Annotated in this window: 15 protein-coding genes; 11 read left to right on the forward strand and 4 right to left on the reverse strand. The window is 72.3% G+C overall.

Features of this window, described 5'->3' with window-relative positions; translation table 11 throughout:
- Position 1 precedes the first annotated feature (1 nt).
- From ACIQUR_RS05560 to ACIQUR_RS05595, 8 genes are all read left to right on the forward strand, one after another.
- Complete coding sequence (locus ACIQUR_RS05560; RefSeq protein ID WP_403658717.1) at positions 2 to 853, forward strand: hypothetical protein; 852 nt, start codon at positions 2 to 4, stop codon at positions 851 to 853.
- A gap of 285 nt (positions 854 to 1,138) precedes the next feature.
- Positions 1,139 to 2,086, forward strand: coding sequence for a TIGR03619 family F420-dependent LLM class oxidoreductase (locus tag ACIQUR_RS05565; RefSeq protein ID WP_403658720.1), 948 nt, complete (start codon positions 1,139 to 1,141; stop codon positions 2,084 to 2,086).
- Positions 2,087 to 2,108: 22 nt separating this feature from the next.
- Complete coding sequence (locus ACIQUR_RS05570) at positions 2,109 to 2,897, forward strand: SDR family NAD(P)-dependent oxidoreductase (protein WP_403658723.1); 789 nt, start codon at positions 2,109 to 2,111, stop codon at positions 2,895 to 2,897.
- 104 nt (positions 2,898 to 3,001) lie between these two features.
- A complete protein-coding gene (locus tag ACIQUR_RS05575; RefSeq protein WP_399955962.1) occupies positions 3,002 to 4,126 on the forward strand; it encodes an LLM class flavin-dependent oxidoreductase in 1,125 nt (374 codons plus the stop codon).
- A gap of 507 nt (positions 4,127 to 4,633) precedes the next feature.
- A complete protein-coding gene (locus tag ACIQUR_RS05580; protein WP_403658726.1) occupies positions 4,634 to 6,373 on the forward strand; it encodes an amidohydrolase family protein in 1,740 nt (579 codons plus the stop codon).
- Entirely contained in the window at positions 6,370 to 7,839 is a 1,470-nt protein-coding gene (locus ACIQUR_RS05585) for an aldehyde dehydrogenase family protein (protein ID WP_403658729.1), read from the forward strand. Before ACIQUR_RS05580 ends, ACIQUR_RS05585 begins: the two co-directional genes overlap by 4 nt.
- 249 nt (positions 7,840 to 8,088) lie before the next feature.
- Positions 8,089 to 9,663, forward strand: coding sequence for an APC family permease (locus ACIQUR_RS05590; protein ID WP_403658732.1), 1,575 nt, complete (start codon positions 8,089 to 8,091; stop codon positions 9,661 to 9,663).
- 145 nt (positions 9,664 to 9,808) lie between these two features.
- Positions 9,809 to 10,216, forward strand: a complete 408-nt coding sequence (locus ACIQUR_RS05595; RefSeq protein ID WP_403658734.1) for a hypothetical protein — start codon at positions 9,809 to 9,811, stop codon at positions 10,214 to 10,216.
- A 118-nt stretch (positions 10,217 to 10,334) separates the two neighbouring features.
- Here ACIQUR_RS05595 and ACIQUR_RS05600 read toward each other — a convergent pair whose 3' ends face one another.
- Entirely contained in the window at positions 10,335 to 11,180 is an 846-nt protein-coding gene (locus ACIQUR_RS05600; RefSeq protein WP_403658737.1) for a helix-turn-helix domain-containing protein, read from the reverse strand.
- 130 nt (positions 11,181 to 11,310) lie between these two features.
- Here ACIQUR_RS05600 and ACIQUR_RS05605 point away from each other — a divergent pair, with 130 nt between their 5' ends.
- A complete protein-coding gene (locus tag ACIQUR_RS05605; protein WP_403658740.1) occupies positions 11,311 to 11,724 on the forward strand; it encodes a peptidase inhibitor family I36 protein in 414 nt (137 codons plus the stop codon).
- Between the two features lie 115 nt (positions 11,725 to 11,839).
- Here the strand turns inward: ACIQUR_RS05605 and ACIQUR_RS05610 are convergent, their stop codons facing one another.
- From ACIQUR_RS05610 to ACIQUR_RS05620, 3 genes are all read right to left on the reverse strand, one after another.
- Positions 11,840 to 12,526 (reverse strand): hypothetical protein, encoded by a 687-nt coding sequence (locus ACIQUR_RS05610; protein WP_403658743.1) that lies wholly within the window; start codon positions 12,524 to 12,526, stop codon positions 11,840 to 11,842.
- A 103-nt stretch (positions 12,527 to 12,629) separates the two neighbouring features.
- A complete protein-coding gene (locus ACIQUR_RS05615; protein ID WP_403658746.1) occupies positions 12,630 to 12,815 on the reverse strand; it encodes a DUF397 domain-containing protein in 186 nt (61 codons plus the stop codon).
- The gene (locus ACIQUR_RS05620; RefSeq protein WP_403658749.1) at positions 12,812 to 13,642 is read right to left on the reverse strand and encodes a Scr1 family TA system antitoxin-like transcriptional regulator; all 831 of its coding nucleotides are present in this window, start codon (positions 13,640 to 13,642) and stop codon (positions 12,812 to 12,814) included. The genes ACIQUR_RS05615 and ACIQUR_RS05620 overlap by 4 nt, the downstream gene beginning before the upstream one ends.
- Before the next feature lie 129 nt (positions 13,643 to 13,771).
- On the opposite strand from ACIQUR_RS05620, the gene ACIQUR_RS05625 reads away from it, so the two are divergent.
- A complete protein-coding gene (locus tag ACIQUR_RS05625) occupies positions 13,772 to 14,254 on the forward strand; it encodes an ATP-binding protein (protein WP_403658752.1) in 483 nt (160 codons plus the stop codon).
- The gene (locus tag ACIQUR_RS05630) at positions 14,223 to 16,610 is read left to right on the forward strand and encodes a LuxR C-terminal-related transcriptional regulator (RefSeq protein ID WP_403658755.1); all 2,388 of its coding nucleotides are present in this window, start codon (positions 14,223 to 14,225) and stop codon (positions 16,608 to 16,610) included. The genes ACIQUR_RS05625 and ACIQUR_RS05630 overlap by 32 nt, the downstream gene beginning before the upstream one ends.
- Positions 16,611 to 17,010: the final 400 nt, after the last annotated feature.

Below are 17,010 nucleotides of genomic sequence, written 5' to 3' on the forward strand. Positions count from 1 at the left end.
GATGAGCAAACACGCCCGGCACCGGACAAGGACGCGGCGGCCCGCACGGCTCGGCCGGCGCCTGCCCCTCGTTGCGGCCGGTGCCGCCCTCGCCGGCCTGGCCGCCTGGCTGTGCGGCGTCCCCTTCGACCTCGGCGGCGACCTCGGCTCGGCGAAGGGCAGCCAGGAGCTCCGGGGCGACGGCGCGCACGCGGACGGCGACCACCCCAGCCGCGGGGAGCACCGGCCGGCGGCACCGCACGCCGGACCGCCGGCGCCGGCGCGGCCGAAGGTGATCCCGGGGCTGAGCGACGCCACCCGTGCCCGGATCCCCGCCGATTCCCGGCAGGTCGTGCTGGTGAGCGGCAAGGGCAAGGACTCCTCGTACAACACCGTCACCCTCTACGCCCGCGCCGAGGGTTCGCGGGACTGGACCGCCGGGCCGAGCTGGCAGGGCCGCAACGGCGCCAAGGGCTGGTCCACCGACCGGCGGTACGGCGACCTCACCTCCCCCATCGGCGTGTTCGCCCTCACGGACGCGGGCGGCCTGCTGTCCGCGCCGCCGGGGACCAGGCTTCCGTACGACCAGGACGAGGCCTTCGTGCCCGGCGGGGTCGGTGTCGAGGGGGAGTCCCTGGCGGGCTCCTTCGACTACGTCGTGGCCATCGACTTCAACCGCCGGCCGGGCACGTCCCCGCTCGACCCCGAGAAGCCCGAGGGCGAGGAGAAGGGCGGCAACATCTGGCTGCACGTCGACCACGACGGCCCGTCCCAGGGCTGTGTCGGCATCCCGGAGGCCGCGATGCGGAAGGTCCTGGAGACGCTGGACCCGGCGCAGCACCCGGTGATCGTGATGGGCCCGGCGGGTATGTAGCCCGCCGGAGCAGGCGCCCCGGGCAGGCAGCCCGGGCAGGCGGCCCGGGCGCCCCGCGGTACCGCGCCCCGCGGTACCGCGCCCCGTCCGTACGGCCCCCGCCGTCCCTGCCCTCCGCCGTCCCCGCCCCCCGCCGTCCCGCCCCCGACTCTCCCGTCGCGCCCCGCCCTCCCGGCTTTTGGTCCCTCCCTCCCCCTTGCCTGACGGAGCGTCAGCTACCAGCATGGGCCCCGCATCTCCATATGACGAATCGTCAGATGATCCGATGGTGAAGGCGGGCGGCCCATGGGACGCGTGTTTCCTGAAGGACGGCTGGTGTACGGGATGCAGCTCCCGATCCAGTCGCAGAGTTCCATCTACGCCGAGTCCTGGGAGGCCACGGCCACGGCCGCCGACCTGGCGGAGATAGCCGGGGCCGCGGACCGGGCCGGCTTCGGCTACCTCGCCTCCTGCGACCACGTCGCCATCCCGCGGCGGCTCGCGCAGGCGATGAGCACGGTCTGGTACGACCCGGTGGCCACGCTGTCCTTCCTGGCCGCCGTCACCGAGCGGGTCCGGCTCCTCAGCCACGTCGCGATCGTCGGCCTGCGCCACCCCCTGATCAGCGCCAAGCAGTACGCGACCCTGGACCGGCTGTCCGGGGGACGGCTGATCCTGGGCGTGGGCGCGGGGCACGTCCAGGAGGAGTTCGAGGTACTGGGCGTGGACTTCGCCCGGCGCGGGCCCGTGCTCGACGAGACCGTCGACGCGCTGCGGGCGGCCCTGGGGGAGGAGGAGTTCCCCGAGTTCGAGGGCGCGCTCTTCCGCTTCCGGGACCTCGGGCAGCTGCCGCGGCCGGTCCAGTCCCGGGTGCCGGTCTGGGTGGGCGGGTCCTCGCCCGCGGCCGTGCGCCGGGCGGCCGTACGCGGCGACGGCTGGCTGCCGCAGGGCGACCCGCGCGACCGGCTGCCGGGCCAGATCGCCCGTATCAGGGAACTGCGCGAGGCGGCCGGGATCACCGACCCGATCGAGATCGGCGCCATCACCGAGCCGCTGTACGTCGGCGAGCCCGGCTGGGACACCGGCCGGCGCACCCGCACCGGCAAGCCGGAGGCCCTCGCGGCGGCCCTGCGCGAGTACGCCGAACTGGGCGTCGACCAGGTCCAGGTGCGCTTCCGGTGCCGCGACCGCGCCGAACTCGTGGACCAGATCACGGCCTTCGGCGCGGAGGTCGCGCCGCACCTCAACGACTGAACCCCCGACGAAGGAGCACCTGATGGGCAAGCTGGACGGACGGGTCGTCGTCATCACCGGCGCCGCGCGCGGCCAGGGCGAGCAGGAGGCCAGGCTGTTCGCCGCCGAGGGCGCGAAGGTGCTGCTCGGTGACGTGCTGGACGCCCAGGGCGAGGCCGTCGCCAAGGAGCTGGGCGCCGAGAACGCCCGCTACGTGCACATGGACGTCAGTCGCGAGGAGGACTGGGCGGCGGCGGTGGCCGCGGCCAAGGAGGCCTTCGGCGGCCGGGTCGACGGCCTGGTCAACAACGCCGGGATCCTGCGCTTCAACGAGCTGACCGCCACCCCGCTGGAGGAGTTCCAGCAGCTGGTGCAGGTCAACCAGGTGGGCGCGTTCCTCGGCATCAAGCACGTGGCCCCCGAGATCGAGGCGGCCGGTGGCGGCACCATCGTCAACACCTCCTCGTACACCGGCCTGACGGGCATGGCCTTCGTCGGCTCGTACGCGGCGACCAAGGCCGCCGTCGTGGGCCTGACCCGGGTGGCGGCGCTGGAGCTCGCCGCCAAGGGCATCAGGGTCAACGCGATGTGCCCGGGTGCCGTGGACACGCCGATGGCGAACCCGGGGCTGCTGGACCCGGAGAACCTCACGGACGAGGCGCGCGACGCGATGGCCGACCTCTACAAGCGGGTGGTGCCGCTCGGGCGGGTCGGCCTGCCGGAGGAGGTCGCCAGGCTGGCCCTGTTCCTGACCAGCGAGGACTCCTCGTACATCACCGGCCAGCCGTTCGTCATCGACGGCGGCTGGATGGCGGGCGTCAGCATCCTCTAGCCGCATCTGACGCAGCGTCAGGTATTGACGCGGCGGCCCCCCGGTGGAACAGTCGAACGCATCAATCTGACGATGCGTCAGAGATAGAAGGACGGTGAACCCCCTTGGAATTCGGTCTCTTCGTGCAGGGATACGTGCCTGAGGCGCGGTCCAAGGTCGACCCCGAGGCAGAGCACAAGGCGCTGATCGAGGAGACCGAGTACGTCATCCAGGCCGACAAGTCCGGCTTCAAGTACGCCTGGGCCTCCGAGCACCACTTCCTGGAGGAGTACTCGCACCTCTCGGCCAACGAGGTCTTCCTCGGCTACCTGGCGCACGCCACCGAGCGGATCCACCTCGGCTCCGGCATCTTCAACCCCCTCGCGCAGGTGAACCACCCGGTCAAGGTGGCCGAGAAGGTCGCCATGCTCGACCACCTCTCCAAGGGCCGCTTCGAGTTCGGCACCGGCCGCGGCGCGGGCAGCCACGAGATCCTGGGCTTCCTGCCGGGCATCGAGGACATGAACCACACCAAGGAGATCTGGGAGGAGACCATCGCGGAGTTCCCCAAGATGTTCCTCCAGGAGGAATACGAGGGGTTCCAGGGCAAGCACTGGTCGCTGCCCCCGCGGAAGGTCTTCCCCAAGCCGTACGGCAAGGCCCACCCGGCCATGTGGTACGCCGCCGGCTCCCCCTCCTCCTACGCGATGGCCGCGAAGAAGGGCCTGGGCGTGCTCGGCTTCAGCGTCCAGAAGGTCTCGGACATGGAGTGGGTGCTGGAGCAGTACAAGACGGCGATCCAGGAGGCGAAGGCGATAGGCGCCTTCGTGAACGACAACGTGATGGTCACCTCCACCGCGATCTGCGCCGAGACCCACGAGAAGGCGGTCGAGATCGCCGTCAACGCGAACATGAACCGCTTCCAGTCGCTGGTCTTCCGCTACCACGACACCTTCCCGCGGCCCGAGGCGATCCCGGAGTGGCCCGAGACCCTACCGGAGTACAACGCCGAGATCATCGAGCTCCTGATCGCCGAGGAGCTGCTGATCTGCGGCGACCCGTCGGAGGTCCTGGCCCAGTGCAAGCGGTGGGAGCAGGCGGGGGCGGACCAGCTGTCCTTCGGTCTGCCGACCGGTGTCTCGTACGAGGACACGATGACGACGATCAAGCTGATCGGCGAGCACGTGATCCCGAAGATCGACACCGATCCGGTGCACCGGACGACGCGCTTCCGCGAAGCGTCGTCCTGACGCCGCCGAGCGCTCCGACACGTCCCCCGCCCCACGCGGCCCCGGGAGCCGGGTCCCGTCCCTCCCATCCCCCGAAAACGGGGGCGGCGTCTTCCCGGACCGCCGCCCCGCACCGGCCCCGGCCGGGAGGCACCCGCGGCCGCGGCCGGCCCGGAGCCCCCCGACCGGGGCACACGGGCGCCCAACCCGACCCCCGCCAGGGCGCAGGGCGCGGCCCGGCACACGGACCGCACCACCACCCCCGGCACGGCAAGCACACCCGGCACCACCGAAGACCCCACCGCCCCGCAGGGCAAAGCGCACCCGGCCCCAGCCGGACCGCACCACCCCGCCCCGCAGGGCAAGGGGCACCCGGCCCCAGCCGGGCCGCACCGCCCCGCCCCGCAGGGCAAAGCGCACCGGCGCCGGCCGGGCCGCGCCACCGCGCCCGGCAGGGCGAGGGACGGCCGGCGTCAGCCGGAGCCCCGGGGACACCCCCGGACGGGAACACGCAGGAGAAGGGACGTCATGCTCGACCACCTCATCACCGGCGCCACCGTCGTGGACGGCACCGGCGCCCCGGCCCGCGCAGCGGACGTCGGCATCAGGGACGGCCGCATCGCGGTGATCGCGGAGCCCGGCACCGTCACCGAGGCCGCCCGGACCACCGAGGACGCCACCGGCCTCGTCCTCTGCCCCGGCTTCGTCGACCCGCACACCCACTACGACGCCCAGCTCTTCTGGGACCCCTACGCCACCCCCTCCATGAACCACGGCGTCACCACGGTCGCCGGCGGCAACTGCGGCTTCACCCTCGCCCCGCTCCACCCGGACCGCCCCGAGGACGCCGACTACACCCGCCGCATGATGAGCAAGGTCGAGGGCATGGCCCTCAAGGCCCTCGAAGAGGGCGTCGACTGGAGCTGGCACACCTTCGGCGAGTACCTCGACGCCCTGGAGGGGCGGATAGCCGTCAACGCCGGCTTCATGGTCGGGCACTGCGCCCTCCGCCGGCACGTGATGGGCGAGGACGCGGTCGGCGGGCAGCCCACCCCCGAGCAGCTGGACGCGATGCTCCGCCTCTTCCACGAGGCCATGGACGCCGGCGCCTGGGGCCTGTCCACCACCCAGAGCTCCACCCACTCCGACGGCGACGGGCAGCCCGTCGCCTCCCGCCACGCGAAGCCCGCCGAGCTGCTCGCCCTGTCGCGGGCCGTCGCCGAGCACGAGGGCACCCAGCTGGAGGCCATCGTCGCCGGCTGCCTCGACCAGTTCTCCGACGAGGAGATCGACCTCTTCGTCGAGATGAGCGCCGCGGCCGGGCGCCCGCTCAACTGGAACGTCCTCACCATCGACGCCGCGGTCCCCGAGCGGGTCCCGCGCCAGCTCGTGCCCAGCGAGCGCGCCCGCAAGGCCGGCGGCCGGATCGTCGCGCTCACCATGCCGATCCTCACGCCGATGAACATGTCCCTCGGCACCTTCTGCGCCCTCAACCTCATCCCCGGCTGGGGCGAGGTCCTCGGCCTGCCGGTGCCCGAGCGCATCGAGCGGCTCCGCGACCCCGCCGTCCGCGCCGAGCTGCTGCGCCGCGCCGACAGCAAGGAGGCCGGCGTCTTCCGGCGGCTGGCCGACTTCGGTCGGTACGTCATCGGCGACACGTACAGCAAGGAGAACGAGGGCCTCAGCGGCCGGGTCGTCAGGGACATCGCCGCCGAGCGCGGCCAGGACCCCTTCCAGTGCCTGGTCGAGATCTGCGCCAACGACGACCTGCGCACCGTCCTGTGGCCGATGCCCACGGACAACGACCCCGCGACCTGGGCGCTGCGCGCCGAGACCTGGCAGCACGAGGACGTGATGCTGGGCGGCTCCGACGCGGGCGCCCACCTGGACCGGATGTGCGGGGCGCCGTACACGACCCGCTTCCTCGGCGACTGCCTGCGCGGCCGCAAGCTCGTCCCGCTGGAGCAGGCGGTCAGGATGCTGACGGACGACCCCGCGCGGCTCTTCGGGCTGCGCGAGCGCGGCCGGATCCAGGAGGGGTGGCACGCGGACCTCGTCCTCTTCGATCCCGAGCGGATCGAGGCGGGGCCCGCGACGCTGGTGCACGACCTGCCCGGCGACAGCCCCCGGCTGGACTCGCGGGCGATCGGCGTGGTCTCCGTACGGGTCAACGGCGTGGAGACGATCCGCGACGACCGGGTCACCGGGGCGGTGCCGGGCACGGTGCTCCGCTCGGGGCGCGACACGAGGACGGTGAGCACCCGATGACGCGCGAGATCCGGCAGCGGCTGTACGTCGGCGGCGAGTGGGTGGAGCCGGCGGGCGGGCACTACGAGGTGGTGAACCCGGCCGACGAGTCGGTGGTCGGCCTGGCGCCCGAGGCGTCGAAGGAGCAGGTGTACGAGGCGGCCGCGGCCGCCCGCGAGGCCTTCGGGCCCTGGTCCCGGACCCGGCCGGAGGAGCGCGCGGCGATCCTGGACCGGGCGGCGGACATCATCCAGCGCGAGTACGAGCCGTGGGCGCGGCTCGCGCAGGCCGAGACCGGCGCCACTCCGGGAATCGCCCGCGGGATGCAGGTCGGCGTGGGCGTGGCGCGCTTCCGGCGGTACGCGAAGGGCGCGCTGGAGCCGGTGGAGCGGGGGCTGCCGCCGCAGGTCACCGAGGCCGGCCCGATGGGGAAGGCGAGCGTGCTGGGGGCGCTGGAGGTGCGTCAGCCGGTCGGCGTGGTCACCTGCATCACCTCGTACAACAATCCGTGGGCCAACCCGTCCGGCAAGATCGCGCCGGCGCTGGCCATGGGCAACACGGTGGTGGTGAAGCCGGCGCCGCAGGACCCGCTGTCGGTGTTCCGGATGGCCGAGGCGCTGCACGAGGCCGGGGTTCCGGCGGGCGTGGTGAACGTGGTGGGCGGGCAGTCGGTGGGCGTGGGCGAGGCCGCGGTCGACTCGCCGGACGTGGACATGGTGTCGTTCACCGGGTCGACGGCCGTGGGCCGGGCGATCGCGGAGGTCTGCGGCCGCGGGATGAAGCGGCAGCTGATGGAGCTGGGCGGCAAGGGCGCGGCGGTGGTCTTCGACGACGCCGACCTGGACGCGGCCGTGATGGGCATCGGCACCACCTTCTCCTTCTACAGCGGGCAGATCTGCACGGCTCCGACGCGGGTGCTGGCGCAGCGCGGCATCCACGACCGGCTGGTGGAGAAGCTGACCGGCTACCTGGCCTTCATGAAGGTGGGCCACCCGGCGGAGCAGGGCACGGTGGTCGGGCCGGTGATCTCCGCGGCGCACCGGGACCGGGTGGAGTCGTACGTGGAGCTGGGCCGCAAGGAGGGGGCCCGGGTCGTGGCGGGCGGGGACCGGCCGGTGGTGGGGGACGGGCGCGGGTTCTACGTCGCCCCGACGCTGCTGGCGGACTGCACGAACGCGATGCGGGTGGTCCGGGAGGAGATCTTCGGCCCGGTGGTGGTGGTCGTCCCCTTCGACACGGAGGAGGAGGCGGTGGAGCTGGCCAACGACAGCGACTACGGGCTGCTCAGCTACGTCTGGGGCGGTGACGTGTCGCGGGCGTTCCGGGTCGCGCGGCGGATGCGGGCGGGCGGGGTGGGCGTGAACACCATCGGCCGGAACATGGAGGCGCCGTTCGGCGGCTTCAAGCAGAGCGGGGTGGGGCGCGACGTGGGCTCGTACGCGCTGCACGCCTACAGCGAGATGCAGTCGATCGTGTGGACCACATAGTGGGACGAAACGGGACGTGAGAATCGCCACTGGAAAGTTTTGAAACGGGCAAAACGGACGGGGGTGCGGTTTCCGCATACCGGAACCCCCTGTTCGGTCCCGGCGAAAGAGTGCCTCTGCGGGTTTGTGAACCTTGAATTACGTCCGCATGAACAGTCTTGGCCTCAAGAATCCAAGGCACTTCGGCGGGTGGGGAACCGGACTTAAGGCCTCCGGATAAGGAAACCGCAGCGTCTAACGTCCTTACCCATGACACAGCTGGACGCCCGGCCCCTGGTCGGAGACACGGTAAGCGGCGCGGCCGACGGTGGGATCCAGGCCCACGACGTCCGCAGCAAGGGGCTCGGCAAGGGCTCCGTCGGCCTGCTCGGCAGCGCCGTCATCGGCATCTCCACCGTCGCCCCCGTGTACTGCCTGACCTCGACGCTCGGCTCCACCGCCGGCGAGGTCGGCCTCCAGATGCCCGCCGTCTTCCTCGCGGGCTTCCTCCCGATGCTCCTGGTGGCCTTCGCCTACCGCGAGCTCAACAAGGCCATGCCGGACTGCGGCACCTCCTTCACCTGGACCGTGAAGGCCTTCGGCCCCCGGATCGGCTGGATGTGCGGCTGGGGCCTGGTGATCGCCACGATCATCGTGCTCTCCAATCTGGCCGGCGTCGCGACCTCCTACTTCTGGCTGCTGGCCGGCGAGATCACGAACAACCCGTCGGTCGCGGCCCTCGACGACAACAAGCTCGTCCACATCGCGACCTGCCTGACGCTCATCGCGCTCGCCACCGCCATCAGCTACCGCGGCATGACCGCCACCAAGGGTGTCCAGTACGCCCTGGTCGGCCTCCAGCTCGCGGTCCTCGCGATCTTCGTCGCCATGGCCTTCCAGAAGGCCTCCGCCGGCACCTTCGACACCGGCCTGGACTTCTCCTGGCAGTGGATGAACCCCTTCGCGGTCGAGTCCATGGCGGCCTTCACCGCCGGCCTCTCGCTCTCGATCTTCATGTACTGGGGCTGGGACGCCTGCCTGGCCACCAACGAGGAGACCACCGGCTCCGCCAAGACCCCCGGCCGCGCCTCCCTGATCGCGATGGTCGTCCTGGTCGGCTCCTACCTGGCCACCGGCGTCGCCGCCCAGATGGCCGTCGGTTCCGGTGACAAGGGTCTCGGCCTCGCCAACCCGGAGACCTCCGACAACGTCTTCGCCGCCCTGGCCGGCCCCGTCATGGGCCCGATGCTCGGCGTGCTGCTCTTCGTCGCCGTCCTGGCCTCCGCCGCCGCCTCCCTCCAGACCACCTTCATCCCGGTGGCGCGTACGGTCCTGGCGATGTCCACGTACGAGGCGCTGCCGCCCTCGTACGCCAAGGTCCACCCCAAGTTCAAGACCCCGGGCCGCGCCACCGTCATGGCGGGCGTCGCGACCGGCCTCTTCTACACGGTGATGACCCTTGTCAGCGAGAACGTCCTGACCGACACGATCTTCGCGCTCGGCCTGATGATCTGCTTCTACTACTCGCTGACGGCCTTCGCCTGCGCCTGGTACTTCCGCAAGGAACTGCGCCGCTCGTCCCGCGACCTGTTCTTCAAGGGCGTCTTCCCGGTGCTGGGCGGCCTGCTGCTGGCCGCGGTCTTCACCAAGACCCTCATCGACATGTGGGACCCGGCCTACGGCTCCGGCTCCACGGTCCTCGGCGTCGGCAGCGTCTTCGTCATCGGCGTCGGCCTGCTGGCCCTCGGCCTGGTGATCATGTTCGTGACCGAGCGCCGCAGCCCGGCCTTCTTCCGGGGCCAGGTGCTCACCAAGGAGACGCCGGCGCTGGTGGTCGAGGACTGAGGTCCGCGCTCCGAGGCCCTTGAGGACGCCTTGGTCCCCCCGGCTGTGTCAACGACGGACGCCCGGTACCGCCGATCGCGGTACCGGGCGTCCCGTCTTCCACGAGTTCTGTGACCGTCCCGGGGGCCGCTTCGTTGTCCCGGGCATGAACAACACCCCCATCAAGCGTGCTGTTGCTGCCCTCTCCCTCGCCGGGGCGGCCCTCGGCCTCGCCTCCACCGCGGCGCAGGCGGCTCCCCTCCCCGACCTGCCGGACGTCCCCGTCGCCGGCATCGACGACATCACGGAGCTCCCGGCCGCCGGCGTACCGGACGTGGCCGCCCTCACCGAGGACCAGCTGAAGCACGTCCCCGACCTGCCCGCCGGCCAGGTCGCCGACGCGGCCGTCGGCCTGGTGGAGGACCCGAAGAAGACGCTGGACGAGGCCGAGTTCGCCACCGTGGCCGCGGACGAGGCCCTCGGCACCACCCTCACCGGCACCGGCCCGGCCTTCGCGCCGCCGGTCGACGCCCTCCGCGGCTTCGCGGCCGAGGGCGTCGACTCCCTGGGCTGACACGTCTGATCTGTCTGACCTGTCTGACCCGCAAGACCTGTCTGACTCGCCCGGCCGCTGTCTCAGGGCCGTCCCCTCAGGGGGCCGGCCCGGGGCGCGGATCAGGGCCGGGCGGCGGTCACCCCCGTTGCCGGTCGCCGTCAGGCGTGAAGATGCTGAGGTTGATGCGCGCGCCGGGCGCGAGGATGGGCTCCGCGAGACAGGTCGTGAGGCGTCCGGGGCCGTGGACGGCGTGGCGGAGGGGGAGTTCGGAGCCGTCGACGAACGGCAGGGGGACCGCGGCGCCCTCGCGGTAGAGCGCGCCGGCCACGGGGTCGGCGAGGACATCCCGCTCCAGGCGCACGAGTGCGGGGTTGTCGGGGCGCAGCTCCACGGCCTGCCTGAGGTGGGGCATGATCGCCGGCGCCCACTGCCCGGCCCAGTCCGTCAGCACCTCGGTGCGGGCCTCGGGATCCAGGAGCATCCAGCGCATGACGTTGGCCGGAGGCTGCCCCCGGGGGAAGAGGAGCCGGAAATCCTCGTTGTGGGTGACGAGGTTCCACTCGGCGTCGTTGATGTACGCCAGGGTGCCGGTGAGCCCCTCGATGACCCGCCGCCAGACCCCGGCGAGGGCCGTGCCCGAGCTGCTGTGCAGGGTGGAGGGCGGGTTCTCCTTACGGGTCAGCTGCCAGAGGAACGTCCACTCCTGCTCGCTGAGCCCGAGGACCTTGGCGACGGAGGAGAGGAAGTCCGCTCCCGGGTGGGTGAGCCGGCCGTTCTCGAAGCGGTTGTACGTCCCCCGGGCACGCAGGAGCAGCTCGTCCATCTGCTCCTGGCTCAGACCGGCGACCCGCCTCCCGGGACCGGGCCGGCGGACGGGAAACCCCCTGGTCACCGGGTCGATGGCGGCCCGTCGCGCCTGGAGGACCTTCTTCAGGGAGCGCCGGTCATCGGCGGAGAGTCGCATCTGACGTGTCCAGTCCATCGGGGTCGGGGTCGGGGACGGGTCGCCAATTATCTGCAATCGACCGGCGTGGAAAGGGGGTTCGGGGCTGGCGAGACTCGTTCCGTGGCGCCACGGGCAGCACTGAGCACTCTCTGACCAGGAGGTACGAGTGAACTTCAAGCGCAGACTCGCGACCTTGGCCCTCGCCGGGGGGCTGAGCGTGACCGGAATGGCGGCGACCGCGTCTCCCGCGGCGGCGGCGATGAGCTCGTGCCCGACGAGCTCGCTGTGTCTCTGGGATTCCACCGGGTACGCCGGCGATGTCGACTGGGCGGCCCGCAGCACGAAGCAGTGCTTCGACCTCCTGTACGACTACGGGGGCTGGACGGGCGGCATCAGGTCCTACTGGAACCGCCTGCCGGTGAAGGCCGCCATCTACCACCGCGACGGGTACGGGACGCTGCACTACGACGGAACCATTGCGCCCGGCGGCCACAGCTCCGACAGCCACGACTTCGACAAGCCGTTCGGCAACGCCGGAATCGTGTGCACGGGCGGCGCCAGCCCTTGGACCACCCCCTGATCCGTGCGCTCCGTCGGCACGGCGGCCGGGCCCCTGGGGGGAGGGGCCCGGCCGATGGTGGTCCGGCCCGGGGCCCGGGCCCGGGCTGGGGCCCGGGCCGGGGCACAGGGCTTGCCTACGCGGCGTCGCGGTGGCCGACCGTGTCCTCGTACAGCTCGGTGAAGTAGAGACCGATCAGGTCGATGAAGTTGACCAGGTGGCGTTCGGCGGCCGCGAAGTCGCCGTCGGCCCAGCCCTTGACCGCGCGGTCGACGGCCGACCACATCAGGTCGTCGTGGTCGTGCTCGTCGTCGTAGTCGAGGTGGGCCTGCGAGCCCTTGACCATCTCCAGGCCGTAGGTGGTCGCGGCGTGGGTGGTGATGATCTGGTTGTAGCGGTCGGAGTACCACTCGACCAGCCAGTTCCAGACCATGGTGGGGATCGGCCCCTCCTGGTTGATCGAGAAGTACATGTACCCCATCAGGTACTCCGTGGAGGGGTACACCCGCATCGCGTCGACCTCGTCCTTGGAGAGGCCGAAGTGCTTGAGGTCGCGGAGGAACATCCCCTCGTGGTTGTTCTCCTCGGCCAGGTACTGGGCGAGGATCGAGGCGAGCCGGTTGTCCTTGTACCCGATCTTGTACAGGCCGTACGCGTCCACCTCGTTGTTCAGGCGGATGCGGAGGACCGTCTCCACTAAGTGGCGGCGGTAGTAGTCGCGGTCGATCCACTCGCCCGCGTGGAACTCGCGGGCCTTCGGCACCTTGCGGAACAACCGCTCCATGCCGTCCGCCGCCAGCTTCTCCAGCCGTTCCCGTGACATGTTCTGCCCCCATGTGCTCGTGGCCGGATCCCGGCCGCGGGCCCCACGCTGGTTCAGGGATCCGGGCCGGGTCAACGACCGTTCAAGACAGGGGGAGTTATGGCTAGATGTGCGCGACGAAGGCCGCCCAGGCGGTGGACGTGACCTCGAATCCGGGGAGGGTGGTGTCCTTGGAGTCGCGGACGTGGATGGTGGTGGAGTCGTTCTGGGTGAGGGCCACTTCGACGCAGCTGTCGCCCTCGCTGCCGCTGTAACTGCTCTTGAACCAGGTCAGCTCGGCGTTGCTCATAGCGCTCCTCGCAATCGCTTCAACAGGCTCACGGAGTCCGCGTAGCTGAGAGCCTGTGAGCGCAGTTTGGCATAGCGCTGATGGAGGACGCTGACGGCTTTCACGTCCGTCGTCACCTGGCCTGTCTTCTGGCCTTCGCTGTATGCGAGCCATGTGTTGTCTTCTGTTTCGAGTAGCTGCACGGGGCCGTCGGTACCGGCGTGTTCGGGCTGCTTGAGCGGCATGATCTGAATCTCGACGTTGGTGAGCGGGCAGACCTCCAGCAGGTGGTCGATCAGCCCTCGCGTCACGTCCGGCCCGCCCGTTTCCCGCTCGATCACCGACTGCTCGATGATGAAGCTGAAGGCGGTCAGCGGCCTTCGCGTGAGAAGGCGTTGTCGTTGCAGCCGCGCCGACACGCGGTCCTCGATCTCCTCGTCCGTCGGAGGCGGCGGCACGTTCATGATGACCGCCCGCGCGTAAGCCTCGGTCTGCAACAGGCCCGGGACGACGCGGCACTCGTACGTGTACAAGCTGACGGCCGTCTCCTCCAGCTGCGCCCACGGCCGGAACCAGGACGCCAGCCCCTTCTGTTTCATCAGGTGCTTCGCGGCCGCCCGGATCGCCCCGAAGGCATCCAAGGCCTCCTCCGCGTTGTCGATGAACTTCTGCTGCGGAAAGCGGCGGCCTTGCTCGAACGAGCCCACCGACTGGACCGAGTAGTCGACCAGCGGGGCGAACTGCTCCTGGGTGTAGCCGGCCCGCTTGCGGAAGATCTTGACGACCTCCCCGAAGGTCCTGAGTGCGGGATCGGGCTCCACGTCGTACTCACCATCACCGTTAGCCATGGTCTACCTCCCCGACGGGCAATCGTCACGGTACGTGAACCACGCTGTCCAGCGCATGGACTCGTACAAGTCCCCTTGTACGAGTCCGTGTGCTGGTGAAATGCCCTGGCCAACGCTGGAGTTGGCCCCATGTCAGAGCCAGAGCGGCACTCCACCGCCCCCGTACGCGTGTTCACTCAGCGTTTCAGTTCCACCCGCCGCGGCGCCCGCCTGGCCCGGCGGCTGGCGTTGCTCCAGCTCCACGACTGGGGCATCCCGCACCGGACGGCACGGTCCGTCGCCGCGGAACAGGTGCTGGCCGAGCTGGCCGCCAACGCCATCACCCACGGACGGGTGGCCGGCCGGGACTTCGAGGTGCGGCTCACCCTCACGGGTGGCGGCGCGGTGCTCCGTATCGAGGTGGCCGACGCCCGCGGCGACCGGCGGCCGGAAATCCGCGTCGGGGACGGGGTGTCCGGGTACGGAATGCGGCTGGTTGACGCCTATGCGGACGCCTGGGGCGTCACCGACAGGGTCATCGGCAAGACAGTCTGGGCGGAGTTGGGCGCGCCCCTCTCTTCCCCCGCCCTACCATCCCCCCATGGCGATCCCCTGGCCCTTCTTCGGCCGTGAGGCGGAGCTTGAGCGGGTGGCGCGTGCCCTGGGGGCGGACGGCGTCGGCGGGGTGCTGGTGGCGGGGCTTCCCGGGACCGGGAAGTCCTGGCTGCTGGCCGAGGCCCGGCGGGTGCTGGAGCGGGCGGGGCGGCCGGTTTTCGTCGCGGAGACCTCCGAGGAGGCGCGGGAGGTGCCCTTGGGGGCGCTCAGTCCGCTGCTGCCGGTGCTCGTGCCCGAGCGGGGTGCGCTCAACCTCTTGCGGTGGGCCCGCGAGGTGCTGCTCGACGAGAGTGCCGGTGCGGGCGCGGGCGCCGGTGCGGGCGCGGGTGGCGCTCAGGTGCCCGTGCTGTGCGTGGACGACGTACAGCTGATGGATCCGCTGTCCGCCGCGCTCGTGCGGCGGATGGTGCGGGCCGGGGAGTTACGGCTGCTGGCCGCCGGGGCCGTGCCCGACGGGCTGCGGCGGTTGTGGGAGGACCGGCTGCTGGAGCGGGTGGAGGTCGGGCCCTTCACGCGGGAGGAGACCGAGGCGCTGCTCGGGTCGCTGGAGCGGCGGGCGGCCCGGCGGCTGTACGAGCGCTCGCGCGGTCACCCCCTCTTCCTGAGGGAGCTGGCCCTGACCGGCGAGGAGCTGCCGGACCGGGTCGTCGCGCACGTGACCGCCCGGGTGGGCGGGGCGCGGGAGGCGCTGGAACTGGTCGCGCTCGGGGAGCCGGTGGCGTTGTCCGCGCTGGGCGAGCTGGTCGACGTGTCGCTGCTGGAGGAGGCCGAGGCGCGGGGGCTGATCGTGGTGGCCGGGCCCTGGGTGCGGCTGGCGCACCCGCTGTACGCCGAGGTGCTGCGGGGGAGTTGTCCGCGGACACGGGAGGGGCGCCACCGGCGGGCGCTCGTACGGGCCCTCGGCGGGGCGGGGCTGCTGGCCGGGGCGCGGGAGGCGTGGGCCGGGCGGGATCCCGGCGGGACCGTGCGGCTGGCCTCGGCGGCACGGGAGGCCGGGGCCGGGGTGGGGGCGGCGCTGCTGCTGGCGGCGGCGCTGATCTGGACGGAGCGGTACGCCGAGGCGGATGCGGTGCTCGGGGAGTGCGAGGCGCTGCCGATGGAGCGGGCGGAGCGGGCCCGGCACGCGGTGCTGCGGGCGTACGGGCTGAGCTGGGGGCTGCGGCGGTTCGACGATGCCGAGCGGGTGCTGGGTGAGGCGGAGGGCGTGCTGGGTGCGGAGGCGGTCGGGCGCCGGGTGGCGCTGCGGGGGGTGGCCGAGGACTACCGGGGGGCGCTGGAGCTGGCTTCGGCGGGGGGTGGGGGTGGTGGCGGTGGGGGCGGTGGGGGCCTGGTGGGTGCTGCCGGTTCCGGGGAGGCAGTGGATGCCGCGGGTGCGGTGGGTGGTGCCGCGCTGCTGACCGGGATCGCCGTGGCGCGGGCGTACACCGGGCGACCCCTGGTGGCGCGGTCCGTGCTGGAGCGGGCCGGAGAGGTGGTCGGTGAGGATCCGACCGAGGTGCTGCCGCTGCGGCTGGCCGCGTACGCCGCCGAGTTCTGGGCCGGGGACCTGGCCGGGGCGTGGCGGGCCGCCGACGCGTACGCCGAGGCCCTGGGGCGGCGCGGGGACGCGCTGCACGGGGCGGTGCTGCTGTGGCGGGGGCAGGTACGGGCGGCGCTGGCGCGGCTGCGGGGCTCGCACCCCGGGGCCGCCGCCCATGCCGCCGCGCTGGTGGGGGACGCGGAGATGGCCGAGCGGTACCTCGCGGCCGGGGGCGACCAGTGGGCGGAGCTGGCGCGGCCGTGGGTGTCCGTCGCGGGTGGGCGGGTGTCGGAGGCGGTCGAACTGGCGTCGTCGTACGCGGCCCGGGCCGGCGCCGCCGGTCTGGTGGGCTTCGAGCTGCTGGCGCTGCACGACGTGGCCCGGCTGGGCGGCGCGCGCAAGGTGGCGGCGCGGATGGCCGCGCTGGAACACGAGGGGGCCCTGGCCGCGGTGTGTGCCGGGCACGTCGCGGCGGCGGCCGAGCGGTCGGGGGCGGGGCTGTGGGCGGTGTCCCTGGAGTTCGAGCGGCTGGGGTACCTGCTGTTCGCGGCCGAGGCCGCCGCGGGTGCGCTGCGGGCCGGCACACCCGGCGCGGCGGCCCGGGCGCACATGCTGGCGGCGCGCTGCGAGGGCGCGCGCACGCCGCTGCTGGCGGGGCTGGCGGCCCCTGCCCTGACCCGGAGGGAGCTGGAGGTGGCCGGTCTGGCTGCCTCGGGCCTGACCTCCCGCGCCATCGCGACCCGCCTGGGCCTGTCCCCCCGCACGGTGGACAACCACCTGACGAGCGCTTACGCGAAGCTGGGCGTCACCAGCCGGGGGGACTTGGCGGCGGTGCTGGGGAGCCGGGGGGTGTAGGGGAGCGGGGGGCATCACCTGGGCCGGTGTCGGGGAGGTGGAGGTATCCGGGGCCGTCCGCCGACCGAGGGTTTCCGGGCCGGGGTGCCCTGTCAAGGGTGGAACGAAGTGGAATCGCCGCAGGCGACGCGACGAAGGAGCGCCCTTGACAGGGCACCCCGGCCCGGAAGGCAAAGACCTCGGCGGACAACCCCAGGAAAACGGCCTTGGGGACACCTCATGCACTCCGGTGCCGGGTGCGTGTCCCCGGCACCGGGGCCCGGCCCCGCCCCACGGGGCGGACGCGTCAGCGTCCATAGGCCGGTCGGCGGGTTCAGCGGCTTCCGGGCCGGCCGTGCCCCTTCATAAGCCGCCAACGATCGCTACGCGCTCCTGCCGGACGGCGACGGACGGCCGACGG

The sequence above is a fragment of the Streptomyces sp. NPDC101132 genome, from assembly GCF_044759225.1.
Taxonomy (GTDB): Bacteria; Actinomycetota; Actinomycetes; order Streptomycetales; family Streptomycetaceae; genus Streptomyces.

Coding starts and splice junctions, on each gene's coding strand:
- ACIQUR_RS05580 (WP_403658726.1), top strand. CDS start 4,634: ATGCTCGACCACCTCATCACCGGCGCCACCGTCGTGGACGGCACCGGC.
- ACIQUR_RS05560 (WP_403658717.1), top strand. CDS start 2: ATGAGCAAACACGCCCGGCACCGGACAAGGACGCGGCGGCCCGCACGG.
- ACIQUR_RS05630 (WP_403658755.1), top strand. CDS start 14,223: ATGGCGATCCCCTGGCCCTTCTTCGGCCGTGAGGCGGAGCTTGAGCGG.
- ACIQUR_RS05625 (WP_403658752.1), top strand. CDS start 13,772: ATGTCAGAGCCAGAGCGGCACTCCACCGCCCCCGTACGCGTGTTCACT.
- ACIQUR_RS05585 (WP_403658729.1), top strand. CDS start 6,370: ATGACGCGCGAGATCCGGCAGCGGCTGTACGTCGGCGGCGAGTGGGTG.
- ACIQUR_RS05610 (WP_403658743.1), bottom strand. CDS start 12,526: ATGTCACGGGAACGGCTGGAGAAGCTGGCGGCGGACGGCATGGAGCGG.
- ACIQUR_RS05595 (WP_403658734.1), top strand. CDS start 9,809: ATGAACAACACCCCCATCAAGCGTGCTGTTGCTGCCCTCTCCCTCGCC.
- ACIQUR_RS05565 (WP_403658720.1), top strand. CDS start 1,139: ATGGGACGCGTGTTTCCTGAAGGACGGCTGGTGTACGGGATGCAGCTC.
- ACIQUR_RS05590 (WP_403658732.1), top strand. CDS start 8,089: ATGACACAGCTGGACGCCCGGCCCCTGGTCGGAGACACGGTAAGCGGC.
- ACIQUR_RS05570 (WP_403658723.1), top strand. CDS start 2,109: ATGGGCAAGCTGGACGGACGGGTCGTCGTCATCACCGGCGCCGCGCGC.
- ACIQUR_RS05615 (WP_403658746.1), bottom strand. CDS start 12,815: ATGAGCAACGCCGAGCTGACCTGGTTCAAGAGCAGTTACAGCGGCAGC.
- ACIQUR_RS05620 (WP_403658749.1), bottom strand. CDS start 13,642: ATGGCTAACGGTGATGGTGAGTACGACGTGGAGCCCGATCCCGCACTC.
- ACIQUR_RS05600 (WP_403658737.1), bottom strand. CDS start 11,180: ATGGACTGGACACGTCAGATGCGACTCTCCGCCGATGACCGGCGCTCC.